Source organism: Alkalibacter saccharofermentans DSM 14828, assembly GCF_900128885.1.
In the GTDB taxonomy this organism is placed as follows: domain Bacteria; phylum Bacillota; class Clostridia; order Eubacteriales; family Alkalibacteraceae; genus Alkalibacter; species Alkalibacter saccharofermentans.
In genome coordinates this window covers 1-15,170 of the sequence record NZ_FQTU01000007.1, presented here as the reverse complement: position 1 = coordinate 15,170, position 15,170 = coordinate 1, and the positions used below count along the sequence as shown (strand labels likewise).

Annotated in this window: 15 protein-coding genes; 3 read left to right on the top strand and 12 right to left on the bottom strand. The window is 38.3% G+C overall.

What is annotated here, in order from left to right:
* Positions 1 to 424: 424 nt before the first annotated feature.
* The 11 genes from BUB93_RS05925 to rlmD all read right to left on the bottom strand — a co-directional run bounded on the left by BUB93_RS05925 (position 425) and on the right by rlmD (position 10,878).
* Entirely contained in the window at positions 425 to 1,444 is a 1,020-nt protein-coding gene (locus BUB93_RS05925; protein WP_073270172.1) for a transglutaminase-like domain-containing protein, read from the bottom strand.
* Between the two features lie 420 nt (positions 1,445 to 1,864).
* Complete coding sequence (locus BUB93_RS11375; protein ID WP_159432068.1) at positions 1,865 to 2,002, bottom strand: hypothetical protein; 138 nt, start codon at positions 2,000 to 2,002, stop codon at positions 1,865 to 1,867.
* A 66-nt stretch (positions 2,003 to 2,068) separates the two neighbouring features.
* Complete coding sequence (locus BUB93_RS05920; protein WP_084117026.1) at positions 2,069 to 3,025, bottom strand: alpha/beta fold hydrolase; 957 nt, start codon at positions 3,023 to 3,025, stop codon at positions 2,069 to 2,071.
* A 32-nt stretch (positions 3,026 to 3,057) separates the two neighbouring features.
* The gene (locus BUB93_RS05915) at positions 3,058 to 3,777 is read right to left on the bottom strand and encodes a DUF5131 family protein (protein ID WP_073270171.1); all 720 of its coding nucleotides are present in this window, start codon (positions 3,775 to 3,777) and stop codon (positions 3,058 to 3,060) included.
* Between the two features lie 11 nt (positions 3,778 to 3,788).
* Positions 3,789 to 4,241: a hypothetical protein gene (locus tag BUB93_RS05910; protein WP_073270170.1), complete on the bottom strand. Its 453-nt coding sequence runs from the start codon at positions 4,239 to 4,241 to the stop codon at positions 3,789 to 3,791.
* Positions 4,242 to 4,320: 79 nt separating this feature from the next.
* Positions 4,321 to 4,830, bottom strand: coding sequence for a MarR family winged helix-turn-helix transcriptional regulator (locus BUB93_RS05905; protein WP_073270169.1), 510 nt, complete (start codon positions 4,828 to 4,830; stop codon positions 4,321 to 4,323).
* 813 nt (positions 4,831 to 5,643) lie between these two features.
* Positions 5,644 to 6,471: an EFR1 family ferrodoxin gene (locus tag BUB93_RS05900; RefSeq protein ID WP_073270168.1), complete on the bottom strand. Its 828-nt coding sequence runs from the start codon at positions 6,469 to 6,471 to the stop codon at positions 5,644 to 5,646.
* A gap of 954 nt (positions 6,472 to 7,425) precedes the next feature.
* Positions 7,426 to 8,274 (bottom strand): recombinase family protein, encoded by an 849-nt coding sequence (locus BUB93_RS05895; RefSeq protein ID WP_073270167.1) that lies wholly within the window; start codon positions 8,272 to 8,274, stop codon positions 7,426 to 7,428.
* 54 nt (positions 8,275 to 8,328) lie between these two features.
* Complete coding sequence (locus BUB93_RS05890) at positions 8,329 to 8,646, bottom strand: DUF3784 domain-containing protein (RefSeq protein ID WP_073270166.1); 318 nt, start codon at positions 8,644 to 8,646, stop codon at positions 8,329 to 8,331.
* Positions 8,647 to 8,676: 30 nt separating this feature from the next.
* Positions 8,677 to 9,165 (bottom strand): DUF7000 family protein, encoded by a 489-nt coding sequence (locus BUB93_RS05885; RefSeq protein ID WP_073270165.1) that lies wholly within the window; start codon positions 9,163 to 9,165, stop codon positions 8,677 to 8,679.
* A gap of 351 nt (positions 9,166 to 9,516) precedes the next feature.
* A complete protein-coding gene (rlmD, locus tag BUB93_RS05880; RefSeq protein ID WP_073270164.1) occupies positions 9,517 to 10,878 on the bottom strand; it encodes a 23S rRNA (uracil(1939)-C(5))-methyltransferase RlmD in 1,362 nt (453 codons plus the stop codon).
* Positions 10,879 to 11,402: 524 nt separating this feature from the next.
* Between rlmD and BUB93_RS05875 the strand changes: the two genes are divergently transcribed.
* From BUB93_RS05875 to BUB93_RS05865, 3 genes are read left to right on the top strand one after another with little or no spacing between them, the layout of a single operon-like run.
* Entirely contained in the window at positions 11,403 to 11,822 is a 420-nt protein-coding gene (locus BUB93_RS05875; RefSeq protein WP_073270163.1) for a 4Fe-4S binding protein, read from the top strand.
* A complete protein-coding gene (locus BUB93_RS05870) occupies positions 11,812 to 13,551 on the top strand; it encodes an aldehyde ferredoxin oxidoreductase N-terminal domain-containing protein (RefSeq protein WP_073270162.1) in 1,740 nt (579 codons plus the stop codon). Before BUB93_RS05875 ends, BUB93_RS05870 begins: the two co-directional genes overlap by 11 nt.
* Before the next feature lie 10 nt (positions 13,552 to 13,561).
* A complete protein-coding gene (locus BUB93_RS05865) occupies positions 13,562 to 13,798 on the top strand; it encodes a hypothetical protein (RefSeq protein WP_073270161.1) in 237 nt (78 codons plus the stop codon).
* A gap of 73 nt (positions 13,799 to 13,871) precedes the next feature.
* Here the strand turns inward: BUB93_RS05865 and BUB93_RS05860 are convergent.
* Positions 13,872 to 15,170, bottom strand: a 1,299-nt coding sequence (locus tag BUB93_RS05860; RefSeq protein ID WP_143159069.1) for an InlB B-repeat-containing protein, incomplete at its 5' end; no start/stop codon positions are given.

The following is a 15,170-nucleotide window of genomic DNA, read 5'->3' as shown; positions in this document are numbered from 1 at the left end:
ATTCTCTAAGATCGCCTTATTTTGCCTCATTAGTAGGCCATCAGCTTTTCTTATTGAAAGAATTAGTGATAGTTATCTCCTTAAAAGCATTAGGGACGGTTCCTATTGCTTTCTTAATTTCAATATGTTGATTTCAACTTCAGGTGAATAAGATGCCAAGATCAGCCATAAAAGTTAGTTCACAAGCTGTTGCCATATTATATAGTACAAAGCGTCAGGAACCGTCCCCTGTGCTTTTAATTCACAACTTCATAATAATATATATATTACTGTTCCCACCGATTATACTTCATGGTATTTATAGATATAATGCAATTACAGGCTGTTGCAGGCCCGGTTTTCGTGCTAGAGCTGGTGCTGATCACTTTGCCACATGCGAAGTATTACCCCATACGAGCCAAGCAATGACTCCTCATCTGGTCGGTCACGGTGCGGTCTCAGGATTTACGTAGAAGTCATCAACTGACGACGTGTAATCAAAGTTTAGGTAATGCCGCCTCTGGAACACCTTGAGATTGGGTGCTCCGTCCGGAAGCAGCATCATCCCGCCGCTTGTCCGTTCATGCTCGGGAAGGAATACTCTCTGGTCGTACAGCGAGTCGAAATGGAAGAGATACGTACCCACAAACAGCAGATATCGAGTCTTACTAAGCCAGCCGATCGGCCCATCAGCAGACAGGACCTCAACGGATCTCGGCTCTTGGGCCAAAGCCTCTCTGAGCTCAATCGCACTGAGGGGAACACCATCGGCGCTGAATACGTAACCAAGTTGAGGGTCAGTCACCACCCATTTCTCGAGTCCTTCAAGCCAGACCTCGGCTACCACGTGACCTGCAGACGAACGGGCTGTGTCTGCCCACCTAGTCTTAAGAGCCACTACCCGTGCCGGCATACCCATGGCCTGTGCCGCACCTACCATGACCACGCTGTACTCCACACACCGAAATTTGGCCCCGTCGGCGGCCTCACTGAGAATCTTCAACGGGTTTGTCGACGAAGGGATGTTGGAGCCCGAGTGGCTCCACCTACTATTGACCCACCCCGCCAGAACCACAACCCGGTCAAACTCATCCTCGATGCCTCCGGTCACATCATCTATGCCATACTCGGCCCGTAACTGAGCGGGACCCGGATCTTCCGGGCTATGATACAGAAACGGACTCGGCTCCCCGGCCGATGCTACCCACTGAACACGTGGGACAACTAAGTAGGGACCGACGGTCAAGATGAGAACCAATGACAGCGTCACGACGCCTCCCAACACTCTCCAGCCACAGAAATATCCCGCCAACAGCAGGAGAACACCTATCGCGATGTAGATGTTAATACTTCCGAAATAGCTGATCCCGAACAGAAAGAGCAGAGTACATCCCACAACTGCTACCACCGGAAGTCCAAACCGAACTGCCGGGTGTCTCTCAAGCTTTTCAATCATTTTCTTCATCGAGTCTGATCACCTCACAAAAGATAAGAATTTGCTTTACGCTAGAGAACCTTTCCCCCATTTCGATTGATAAAGGAAACCTTTCCTTCTTATTCTTAAATCACCTTGTTATCAAGTGACACTGCAATAATACCGCAGTTAATAACCAAATAGCGGCGATAATAGTCCAGTTTTGACTAAATCCCTCATGTTTCTTGCCAATCAACCTAAACTACAATCATTGATTCAAGTCTGTTTTTGAACTGTATTGGCCTTAATCACTAAAAGAGAAAATAGCTGACTAAGAATCCAAATAACAAGCTATAAATAACCATTTCATACCAATTCCTCCCGTATTATTTCTCATAATCCATCTTCTTATGACTATAATACTTTTGCTTCAACACTCATTGCTTTCCTTTATCGATAATATACAAAACACTATTTTTTCGACTCTTCTTTTAATGCCTTCACTTCTTTTTTTAGTTCATCTATCTCTTTTTTTAATGAACCTACCTGAGCAAGAGCTGATAGTGCAAAAACAAAAGCAATTGGCGCCAACAATCCTACATATTGCATTATGTCGTTCCTCCTTCCATAATTTTTGTTACTTCTTTTTAAATATATATACTATTAAAAGAAGATCTATTTTATTAGTTCTAAGAATTTTTTGGATTCAAGAACAATTAAATCTGCATTTTCATAATGAACATAATGGCTAGCTTCAAGCTTCTGATACTTTCCAGTGCTGATATGTGATAAATATCCTGTTAAAGCTTCACCCCATCCTGGTGCTACAGACTCTTGATCACCGGATATGAAAAAGTACATGGGTATATCCAAAGGAGTTTCTTTGTCTTTTACTGTTTGTGCATTTTCTTTTAAGAATTTTATTTCTCTTAACATATCCTTTGTAACGGAACTTTTTAAAAATACTGCCATATACTGCAACTTGTCTTCTTCCGTTAAATCACTTGATTTCATAAGCGGAAATTTTTCTTCTACATCAGATTCCGTCATAAACCTGGATAAACCTATTCTTGATATAAAATACATGGAGTATAACTGTGTTTTCTGCGCCATAGGCAGAATATCAATCGCTTCAGGAGTACATGGATCTAATCCTATGATGGCTTTTACTTCATCCGGGTATTTTTGTGCCCAGTATATCGCCTCCAGCCCAGACATAGAATGAGGAAAAAGTACAAAAGGAGCTTTCTCTCTAGAAAATTCGAGTGCTTTCCGTGTTTCCTCAAGTATAGTATCTATGTCCCTTGAACTATTTGAGGCATCACTCCATCCATAACCAGATTTCTCTACTACAGCGATTCTGTATTCATCTTTCATCCTCATCCAAATAGGTTTAAAATCTATAGTTGGATTACTGGTACCGTGCCCAGCCATAAAGATAAGTGTGATCTCCCCTTCACCTTCAGCGTATACATGCATCTTTTTGTTGTTTACTTCAACAATATTTCCTGGTGGTGGGTAATCCTTAGCTTCTTTTTTCAATCGATTATTGTGATTAATCATAAGTGCGAAAACACAAACGACAGCTGCCACGAATATTATAATGAATATAACTCCTATTGTTGTAAACACTTAATTTTCCTCCTCACAACTCCATCTTCTGCTTAATCAGGTGGATAATAATCGATATTTGCCTTTCTCCCTTGGCTACATAGGTCTCTTACATTAAGTGTATATTCCTTACCATCTTTAATAAAGCGACTGCCACATTGTCTAAATTGGAAACTTACCCCTCTATTTATACACTGTTCCCTAATAGACAAAACCCAATTATAGTTAAGTGGTCTTGCATTTCTATCTGATTCTCCACCAACTACTACCAACTCAACATTATCCAAATATTTTTCTATATTTATTTCTTCAATAAGAGGCTGACAAATAACATTTCTATGTTTTATTGGTAGATTAACAAATACTCCCAGTCTGTAATCTACCCTATGTTGATTCTCCACAGTGCAGCCAACAGTTACATTTTCGTATCCATCATTCCAGTCCTTTGGAATACACTGTAAGAACCTTTCGATTCTCTTCGTTAGAAAAATAAAATTCAAATCAGAGCGTTTTTTTATCATTTTCCAACATTCTTCTCTCCATCCATCAGCTTCTTCAATAAGAAAATCAGTAGAAAAGCATAAGTAGACTGTTTGACCTGATTTTATCTTATATTCACCTTTTTTATTCTTTGCAATAGGTGTGTTAAAATCAACGGTTTTTACAATAACATTTGTATCTACTCCTCTTTTAGCATCACCTTTATGAATATAGCAGTATTTACATCCTTCGCTATATTTATGACAGCCACGCCAGGGACTCCACATTGCCACAATAGCATCACCTAAAATCTCGATTTATCATAATCATAGGGTTTACTACTTCCTACAACTACATCTTCAATTTTTTCTAGAATAAGCCAATCATCCATATTGCGTTGATGCTCAAAATCAAGAGAATTTATTTGACTCATATTCTCAAACTCGACCAAACACGTGCATTTTTTATTCCAACGTTCCTGCTGACTTTTAGATAAGTTTAATTTACCTTGATTATCAGATAAAATCCTTTGTCTTTCCTCTTCTGATAATTTAGTGTAATTCTGAACTGATTTCACTGTTGCAGTTGCTGAAATTTTTGCTGTGCCTTTTTTCATAAAGTAAAGTCTCTCCCCCTCATGAACTCTACTATGAGGGATCTTTCTAGCCGCTGCTGCCCTAATAACCATTGTTTTAGAGCCGTCTAGTATTTTTTCTAACACCTTTTCTTTATCATCACAATAAACTAAATGTATCATATCTAACCCTCCTTATCGGTTTTACGAATCAGAAAAGCACCTTCACGTCTGAATCCCTTTTTTGCTCGAATGACACTTACTATAAATTCTCTTCCTCTTTATTGACCAAGTTAAGATTTAGAATACTTTCCATCACCATAATCATGGATAGTGTTGCCTCGTTCAAAGCTTCTCGGTCAGAATCCTGTAAGTCTCTAAGATATTCTACATATTTCTCTAAAAGATGTTCTTGTGCATTGTTAAAAAGCTTTTGACCTTTTTCGCTAAGGCTCAAAAGAATTCGTCGCCTATCTTTTGGGTCTGAAACTCTACATACCACTCCATCTTCAACCATAGACTGTATCAGAACAGATACATTGGAAGATGAAGCCATCATCTTATAGGACAGCTGCTTTAGGCTTTGATTAGGTTCGATGTTTAACTCAAACATTGCAGTGATTTCTTCCCTTTCTATTCCGGTTTTTGTTAAAATCTCTGGTAACCATTTCAAAGTAGTTCTCCTTGAGAAAATTGTTAATGCATCTGTCATAGTATTAAGTCTTTCTGCTTCCAGTCTGAAATCTTCTTTATTTGTTGGATTTATATTCATTCAGAAAAACCCCCTAAGTTTACGCTTATAAAATATATTTATTATATTTTATAAGTATTATAAACGGAAACATTTTCTTTGTCAATTATATTCGAATTTGGCAATGTTGTACTCAAAAGGTTTTTATGAAATTAGATTATAAATAATTCATCAAAAACAAAACATTCTAGAAAGAAATATTACTCAAAATAGACTTTCTGAGTTTTTAATATTTATATTAGTAGGATAGAGCGCGGTGTTAGTAAAGAGAACTTAGAAATGCTATATGGCATCTCGATCATACTTGATGTTCCTATTGCCCAACTTACATTTTGGGTGTATTTCAAGATTCCAGCATCTACCTCAACACTGAAATAGCTGAACTTATGGAAACATGTACTCCTAAAAAAACTTAAAAGCACTAGGGACGGTTCCTAGTGCTTTCTAAATTTCAATATGTTGATTTAAACTTCAGGTGAATAAGATGCCAAGATTAGCCAGAAAAGTTAGTTCCACAAGCTGTTACCATATTATATAGTACAAAGCGTCAGGAACCGTCCCCTGTGCTTTCCCTTGACATAGTCTTACCCCTTTCAAAATAGAAAGCTGTCTTCTGCTACTTTTCAGCTATTACAAGCATTTCATAATCCTCTGTTGCAAGCTTATCCTCCCTCGGATAAGCACCATCTATGCTCAGAGAATCGATTTTTTTGAAACCTGATAATCAAGCTGTAACCAATTGATTTCACTTGGCATATAGTACCTTTCATTTAACTTGACAGCCTCAATGGAATCCCAAAGCATAAATATCTCATACATACCAATAGTGCACGGTCACTGCATTAATTCCGGGTCAAAACCGTCCACCGGTCCCCGGTAAGGGTCCCCCCGCTCTGGATTATGCAGTTTTTTCATGTATGTAACTGCCATTCTCGGACAAAAACTGTAACAGCGCAGACACATGATGCAACTGCCAAGTGTAGAAACTGTGTTGCCATCAAGGATTAGGTTGCTCACTGGGCAAAGCTTCACACAGTATCCACAAAAATTACACTTTTTTATTTCCACATTGATATCATTTCTTAATCGCCCGAAAAAATAACGGAAAGGCCCTCGCTGTATATACCCGGAGCATGCCGAAACAGCACTAAAACCTCTCAGAAAAGGCTTTTCACTCACTATCTTTAGCACAAGCCTTTTAATTCTCCGATCTGCTCTTTTCAGAATCTTATTAATACGCCTTTTATCATTAGTGTATGGTAGTCTGATTGCCGAAACAGAAACATTGTTAGGCATTGCAAAGTGTTCTGCCCATTTTATTCTAAATTTATTTGAGAGAAATTCTGCACTCACCCGCGCCCCGTCACCTGACCACAGCCACTGAGTGCAATAGACAAAAGCATCTTTTCCACTAGGAGCAAGGTCCTTCATGAAGTCTTTCATGATTTCCGGTACATCAGAGCCGTATATGGGGTACCCAAAACCTACCGTGCCACATCCTGCTATCAACCTATCCGAAAGCTCTGTATCCACCTGCTCAATAGAAAAAAAAGTGACATCAGCACCCATACCCTTCAGGTACTCTGTCAACCTGCCTGTTGCCCACCAGGTATTGCCGGTTCCCGAGAAGTAAAAGATTACAATCTTTTTCAGTAGAATCATCTCCTCCTAATTTTCATTTCTGGTAGAACAGTTGCTTGTATCAATATTATACATAATCTAGCAACAATAAGAAAATGTTTCTTTTAGCAACTTCAAGCGCTAAGGAGCTAATTGCGTGAGTATGAAAACTTAAAAATGAGTTGCTACATTACTCATCTTATGTCATATAGCCAATTCTTTCATTCCTACCCGCCTCGTATAATAGTTTTATCAAGCTAATCTAAAGCGTTTCCAATTGAAGACATAGGCGAAAGGAGCTCATACATTTTCCAGCTAATTACATTTTTGTCTCAGATGGATAGGCTACACTTAATTGGACAACTTTTCTAAGGTCATTGGTGCTGATGAAGGAAGCGATAAGCTGAGAAAGCTATGTGATTCTTTCCGTAAATACCTAACTAGAGTCAAATCGCCTCTTGCTTTAACTTATTTCGCTTGCTGCAGATTCTTCTAGGTAATTCCCTGTTGCTCCGCACCCTTGTAAATCTATATGTCACTTTCAAAACACTAATTCCGCTCTTTTTCTCAGATCAAATATTCACATCTATTCTGTCTACTCAACCCCACAGTTATCTAAACTGTCTACTCAACCCTCTCGCATCAAGGCCATTATAATGCCACCCAAAAACGAAGTCTCCGGACATTGGACCCTCCGACGATACAGCCGCGGATTGGTTCAATTTCCGGAAATCCTTTATTTTCAATCACTTTCTGCCTATCTATTACTTCTTTCTTGGCATCAAGACAGCACACTCCACATGAAATTCTTAGGCTATTTTACACTTCTCCGAAAATTCATTAAAAAAGCTGTGTTTATGGTGGTTTGGCGTCTATCCTGTTCTCTCACAATATTATTTTCAATTAGGCTATTTTATATTTTCACTTCGTTGAACTGTATTTTTTGTTTTTTCGCTGATTTCCTTCTTCGCCTTTTGTAACATTACTTCGGTGCTGTTATTCAATCTGCACCGCTTGAAACGTGTCCTTAGAGATTATCGCCGGATTGTTGACTTCAGCCAAATAGCATGCGCTATGCTTGCCGTTATCCAACAACCGTACATTGCCCATATATTTTTCATTACTGAGAATTACGTCAATTGTTCTCTTAGGCCATGTAGCCTTTCCAGTAGGGGACTTGATCCCCAGGCGTTCCAGTTCTTTCACAACACCTAAAACACTCTTACCCTGAAGATAGAGGTTAAATATCATGTGGACATTTTTCGCCTCTTTCTCATCAATAGCCAGATTACCATTTTCATCATTGTAATATCCGTAACATTTTCTGTTATATAGCTTTGAAGTGCCTTGTGCGGCACGCTGTTTGATACCAAACTTAATATTATCACTGCGTGATTCATTCTCTGCCTGAGCTATTGACTCAATTATTGAAATCATAAGGTCGTTATCTGTATCAGCTGTATCAAGTACTTCCTGTTCAAATATAACACGAACGCCGAGAATCCTTAGCTGGTTCAGTGCTTCAAGAATTTCCACCGTGTCTCGCCCAAATCTGCTGATGCTTTTGGTTAGGATAATTTCTATATCACGTGACTTACAATCCTGCAACATGCGCGAAAACTCTTTACGAGAGGAACCCGTCTTGCTTGAAGCAATATCAATATACAGATCTACTAATAACCATTTAGGATTAGCTGCTGTTAATCTCGTTAACGCCGAGACTTGAGCGGTAAGGCTTTTTAGTTGGTCAGCACTGTTTGTACTAACGCGGCAGTAAATTCCTACTCGCTTTTCACGCTTTTTAGGCAATGGTGGTATGAAATGAATTGTTTTATTATCAGCCATAACAATACCTCCATGATTACAGGTTCATTGAAAAATTGGAATTGCAGCGTAACTCTATTTCTTTTTAGTCTCGATTAATATACTGGATACAATGGCATAAATTATCGTCACAGCTATTACTGCTGACACTATGTAATAAATCCATCCGCTATCCAAAAGCACTTCAATCGCACTTAATAAAAAAATGATACTAATCAAGAAAAATACTATTGCCGATTGTCGATAATGTGGCTTTTTATCCATACTGTTTCGTTCTTTTTTTGATGCATAAATATAGGCATTATTAAACAAAAATCCTTTTTCTTTAAAAGAGAAAAAACTTAAAACAAATGCTACCATTGATACTATAAAAAGAATTACCGTTTCTTTCATTTAAATATCACACCTCCGTCAAATTCAAATTTAGCTTGTAATAAAAATGTTTACAGCCGTTATGAACTTTTCGACACCTTGCCCGATAATGTCTTTCAAAACTTTCTGATCCTCAAAATCCGGCACAGAAATCAAAGTACTTTCTATAATGGCATCCCGATTATTCTCGTCATGAAATACTGTAATTTCATCAAAGGTTTTACCGCAAAATACAGAATCGTATCGCTTGGATATTTCTCTGTTTCGAGCGGAAAGCCATACCTCAAAGCATCCTTTTTCGTGCAGGTAGACTATGGCGATCTTAAGCCCCTTATCCTTTAATGGTTTTGTGCTTAATGAAAAATACGACATGTCCATATAGCCCTGGTATATGCTACTTGTTTCGTAATGCGGATATTTCTTAATAAAATCAGCTCGCAATTTACCAATGAACTCAAGTATTCCCTTATATGCAACCTGCATTTCTCCCTGCTGTAAATTACAAGTGTAATCGCTTATAAGCTGATTCAGAGTTTTCATACATATCCTCCTCGGTAAATTCAATTTGACGAACTGTTAAATCTCTCTATTAACATAGTTTATTCACCATTATGGGCTAATAAACATATAAACATATTCCAGTCTTGTTGGTTAGCCTATTACATAACCATTTAATAAACTTAACCTAAAAGAATCAATAACATCCAATCTGACAATACAACCCCCGCAAAATCAAAAAACATCTAAATCTACCACTCGCAAGGGCTTATACATTTATTTTCTTGTAAGCAGACAGACCGTCTCCGCAGTGGTCTGCACCCAATCAAACTTCGCTGCGCTTGTTTTCTCGGGCAGACTGTGCATGAACAGCACATGTGCTTCTACGTCGTTTCACTTCCGTACAAGCAGTGTGACTGTTTCAACATGCATACTGTGGGGAAAATTATCTATGGGCTGCACCTTTTCAATCTTGTATTCACCAGAAAGGATCTTAAGGTCCCTAGCCAATGTGGATGGATTGCATGAGACATACACTATTTTAGCCGGCAGGGTCTTTTTTATCACCTCTAGAAGCTTTTCGTCACAACCTTTTCGTGGTGGATCCAAAACGTATACTTCTGCTCTTTTTCCCTCATCCAAAAGCTCATATATTTTTTCTTCTGCTTTTCCTTGAATGAACAGGGCATTATCAACTTTGTTTAGTTTGGAATTTATTTGGGCATCCTCAATTGCATCCCTGATAATTTCTATTCCATAGACTTCCTTGGCGGCCTTTGCCAGAAAAAGACCTATCGTGCCCATGCCGCAATAGAGGTCAAATACAGTTTCAGTTCCTTTTAATGCAGAATATTCAGCCACCTTGTCATATATCACCTTGGTCATTTCAGAGTTTATCTGAAAAAAAGAAAGCGGGGATATCTCAAACGCTACATTTCCTATTGCATCAGTTAATTTTTCTTTTCCATAAACTAATTTATTTTCGTATCCCATCACCCGGTTGCTTCGACCCTTGTTTATGTTTATATAGATGCTTTTTACGTCGGGAATATTTTGCATAATAAATTCTGCAATTTTCTTGTCATTCTCCAGATTGTCGGCGTTAATGACGAGAATTATCATGATTTCGCCGTTCAAACCCGAAATCCTTTCAACTATTCCTTTTAATACTCCTTTACCGGTATTTTCATCATAAACAGATAAGCCAAATTTAGTAATAACTGCGTTTAAAACTTTTAGTGTCTCTGCTCCGTCGTCCTTCTGTATCAGACATTTTTCCAGCGGAATAATGTGATGTGATCTTTTTTTGTAAAACCCTATTTTTTTCGAGACAGATACTTTATATTGCGCCTTGTTCCTATAACCGTAAGGCTCTTCCATGCCGATGGTTTCAAAAATCCTAATATCACTCTCATCGAATCCTCCTATCCTAGTCATTGCATCTAATACGATTTTTTTCTTCAGCTCTAATTGTTTTGTATAATTTAAGTTTTGAATCTGGCATCCTCCGCATTCATCAAAGTACAAGCAAGGCGGTTCTACTCGCTCTTTGCTTGATTTATGAAACATTTCCAACTCTCCGATTGCGTAAGTCTTCTTTATTGTTTTAAGTCTCGCTTTTATATAATCTCCCGGGAGACACCCATCAACAAATACAGCATAACCGTCAATTTTCCCTATTCCTTCACCTGTTGAAGTCAAGTCTTCGATATTTAAATTTACTATCTGGTTTTTCTTGTAGCTCCCTTTATTCATCTAAATTCCAACTTTCATATATTCTTTTCATCTATTAATAATTATATATGATAGGTGCTCCTTTTTCACCAACCTTTGAAAATTACATTTTTTATCTAGAACATTAAGCACAGATGAGTTCGTTATCAATTTCACAACACTTCAAAAATAAATGCTCAAAATAAATTTATTTTTTTTATTTTGAGTCTCAAGCTGTTTTGAGATTATTTTTTCTCTTGTATTGCTCAGTATATTCAATATCCTGCATTTTGTATTTAGTATATGTCATTATATGTTAAATGAAACCGTTTCTAATTTTATTTATTTCTATATATAGAATATTATTACTGTTTTTAATTGTATCTTATTATATATTATATTTTTTATGTTTAATTATTTTTTTTATGTATTTATATTTTATTTTTATATTTATTTATACATATATGTATATTATGTTTTTTTATTGCTTCTTTACATTTTTATTATCCTTATATATAATAACCACAAACATAAAATTTTAGATAATAATTTAACGAGGTGATCAAATGCCCAAGGTATTAAAAGCAGATGGCATGAACAAATGTATCGGATGTTTTACCTGTATGTTGGCCTGCGCCGGTGTAAACCATCAAAATCATTCAATAGCAAAGAGCGCGATCAAGGTCAAAACCAAAGGAGGTCTTCAAAGCAAGTTCAAAGCTATAGTGTGTCTTGCATGTGACGGCGACCCTGCATGTTATCAGGCATGTCCCACGGGCGCTTTGGAAAAGCGCAAAGGCGGAGGCGTGCTTCTAAAAAAAGACAAATGTATCGGATGTAAGAAATGTGTTACCAGTTGCATTGTAGGCGCCGTCAATTTTGACGAGGACAAAAAACTGCCTATTATTTGCAAGCATTGCGGAGTATGTACAAGATTCTGTCCTCACGACTGTTTGAGAATGGAGGAAAAAGAAAATGTTTTATGAAAAATATATTAAAGTCTTATATGTAGACTTAAACAACGAAAAAATCGAAATAGCCCACAGACACGATCTATACGAGTACCTTGGCGGAGTTGGCGTTGCGTCAAAGCTTCTTGAAGAAAATATCAAGCCGGATTTAGATCCACTTGATCCTGCTCAGCCTATCGTATTTGCCATCGGAGGAGCTACCAGCGTTTTCCCCGTAATTACAAAAACTGTCGCAATGTTCATCTCTCCATTAACCGGTGAGCTGGGAGAAAGTTACGCAGGAGGCAGACTCGCCTTGACACTAATGATGGCGGGTTACGATGCTGTCGTAATTACAGGAAAATCAAAACGTCCTTCTTATCTTTCTATCAGCAGAAACAACATCGAAATCAAGGATGCTCGTGCTTTTTGGGGAATCAATTCTGATGAAGTCGGCGGACTCATAAGAGAAAGAGAAGGCGGCAGCGGAAAAAGAAGCATCATCAGAATCGGTCAAGCAGGCGAGAATCTTGTCAGCTATGCAAGTGTATGTGTAGATACTTACAGACATTTTGGCCGTCTGGGACTCGGAGCCGTTATGGGAAGCAAGTATCTCAAAGCAATTTCAGTAATAGGCGATAGAGACATGCCTGTTGAAAATTTCAAAGAATACTTTAAAGTATACCAAGATATATATAAGAAAGTCACAGCAACGGAAATCATGGCAAAATACCATGATGCGGGTACACCTATAAATGTTGAGCCACTTAATGCTGCAGGTGGACTTCCTACTCTAAACTTAAAGCAAAACTCTTTTGAACATGCATCAGATATATCAGGAGAGGCTTTTGCTAAAAACAATCTCGTAAGAAAGATGGCATGCACCGGATGCCCCGTAGGATGCATCCACATAGGCCAGTTCAGAAGAGAGTTTGACAAAGGCCACGAGTACGAAGCCGTAAGCGTGGGCTATGACTACGAGCTCATATTCTCACTAGGCACTTTCCTCGGAATTAAGACATCAGACGAAATACTGGAAATAATCGATGTAGTGGAACAGTACGGTCTTGATGCTATGTCGGTGGGCGTAATTCTTGGATGGGCAACCGAAGCTTTGGAAAAGGGGTTGGTATCCCTTGAAGAAACACTGGTTCCATTGGCTTTTGGCAATGCTCAAGGCTACATGGACGCAATCAAAAACATTGCTTGGAGAAAAAATGAATTCTACATCTTGCTGGGACAGGGCGCAGACAAGGCCTCTGATATATACGGGGGCAAGGATTTTGCAATGACATTTGCAAAGAACGAAATGTCCGGTTACCATACAGGTTATGGAATAATACTAGGTTCAGTTGTGGGCGCAAGACACTCACACCTTTGCAACGGCGGGTACTCACTTGATCAATCCATGAAGGAATTCGACAAGGAAAAGCTGGTTGAAGACATTTTTGCCGAAGAAAAAGAGCGTTGCATGTTAAACTCTTTGGTCATTTGCCTGTTTGCCAGAAAGGTCTACGATAGGGAAACGATATTAGCTGCATTGAATTCAATAGGCCGTGAAATTACAAATGAAGAATTAACCGAGCTAGGCGAAAAAATTTATGCTACCAAGCTTAGAATTAAGAAAATGCTCGGCTTCGACCAATCTGCTGTTAAACTGCCGAAGCGATTATTCGAAACGCCAAGTCTATATGGCGAGCTAGACGAGGACATCGCTTACGAGCTTATCGATATGTACGTAGAAAAAACCAAGTCTTTGATTTGAGGTAAAATAAATGCCAATAGAAGTTAAAATCGAGCTGGTCGGCTGGTTAAAAAGATACTCTCCAGAGGAAAATCCGGTGATTATTGAACTGCTGTTTCCAGAAACGGTAGACAAGGTTTTTATTAAAGCCGGCATACCGACGGAAGAAATCGGAATTATGAAAGCTGGAGAAAACAGGTTGAGTCCGAATCATCTCATATCAGAGAATATCTACATAGTTGCTTACCCTACGATACTTGGTGGCTAAAAAAAGGTTCTGCACAGTTTTTAGTGCAGAACCTTTTTATTTGTGAAACTTTATTTTTTACACGGAGATACTGCTATAATTTTTTAACTTTCAATTCACTGCTTTCGTTATCTCTGTATACTCCATAATACTCTCCGTCTAAATATACTACTGATACTTTGTTGTCTTTTACATTTGTCATATGATCTTGAGATAATCCATCCAAGTGTGTAAGAAGCGTTCCCGCAGAAGACTTTCCTCCTACGACGGTGCTTACTCCGTTGTTAGAAACGCTAGTCACACTAGATCCGCCTATCCCTGTTGTATTTATAAAACCAGCCGTACCTCCACTTACTGCTACCTCTGATGTCTTAAATGTACTATCTTTGTACAATGCAACAAGCTTCCCATTTGAATAGGCTAAATCGTATGTTGCATAGATATTAGTACCGTAGTTGCTTATGCTGCCGGTTCCTAAATTAGAATGGATCATAATATAATAAGTATTGTCTGTGCCAGCAAACCATCTCCATATATTTTGCCTGTGGGCAATTATAAAATAGTCTCCGTTTTCATTAACAGCAATGGAAGAACCTCCGCTAAAGTAATCAGCTCCCCAGGATCCTGAACTTGAGTAATCTCTATAACCTCTAAATATCATAGTTCTACTAAATGTACCCTCTGATAACTTGGCATACATTATGTCAGGATGTGGATAATCATCACTTGTTCCTCTGCTATCTGTGTATGTAATATGTGGACTTAAATCGCCATCAACGGCTAAATCTACTTTTGAGCATACGCCGGCTCCGCCTATATTCAAAGATTCTATGTATGTTTTTTCAGACCAGCTGTTTCCATCAAACTTGGTATAGGCAATTTTGCCATCAGTCACATACGCTACATGGACATTGTCAGACGCATCTACTTCTACGGATCCTTCCGTTCCTGATCCTATTGCAACCTCTTGTTGCCAGCTACTATTTTTATCCGACTTGCTATAATAAACATTTCCATCTGATTTTAAAAATAACACGCCTATAAAATCACTGCCTGCAGCTGCATCTAACAAAACTCCATTAGGACTGGGTTTTATCCAATTTGCATAAAGAATAATGTCTGATGCAGGAATTGTATCCATATTAAAATCCCACTTGTTTTCAAGCAGCTCATCTTTGTACCAACCCTCAAATACATGACCTTCATTAGTTGGATCATCTGGTTTGAGCAATAATCCTCCAAATACCCCACTAACAGTTTCCACTAAACTTCCTGATCCTGTTTCAAAGCTTATTTGATATTCATTTCTGTCGTAATAAAGCTTGAGAAACAGGCTTCCGTCCCCTTCTACATTGCCGCTTTGAACCGTGCCTTCTATATCCTTGTCAAATGT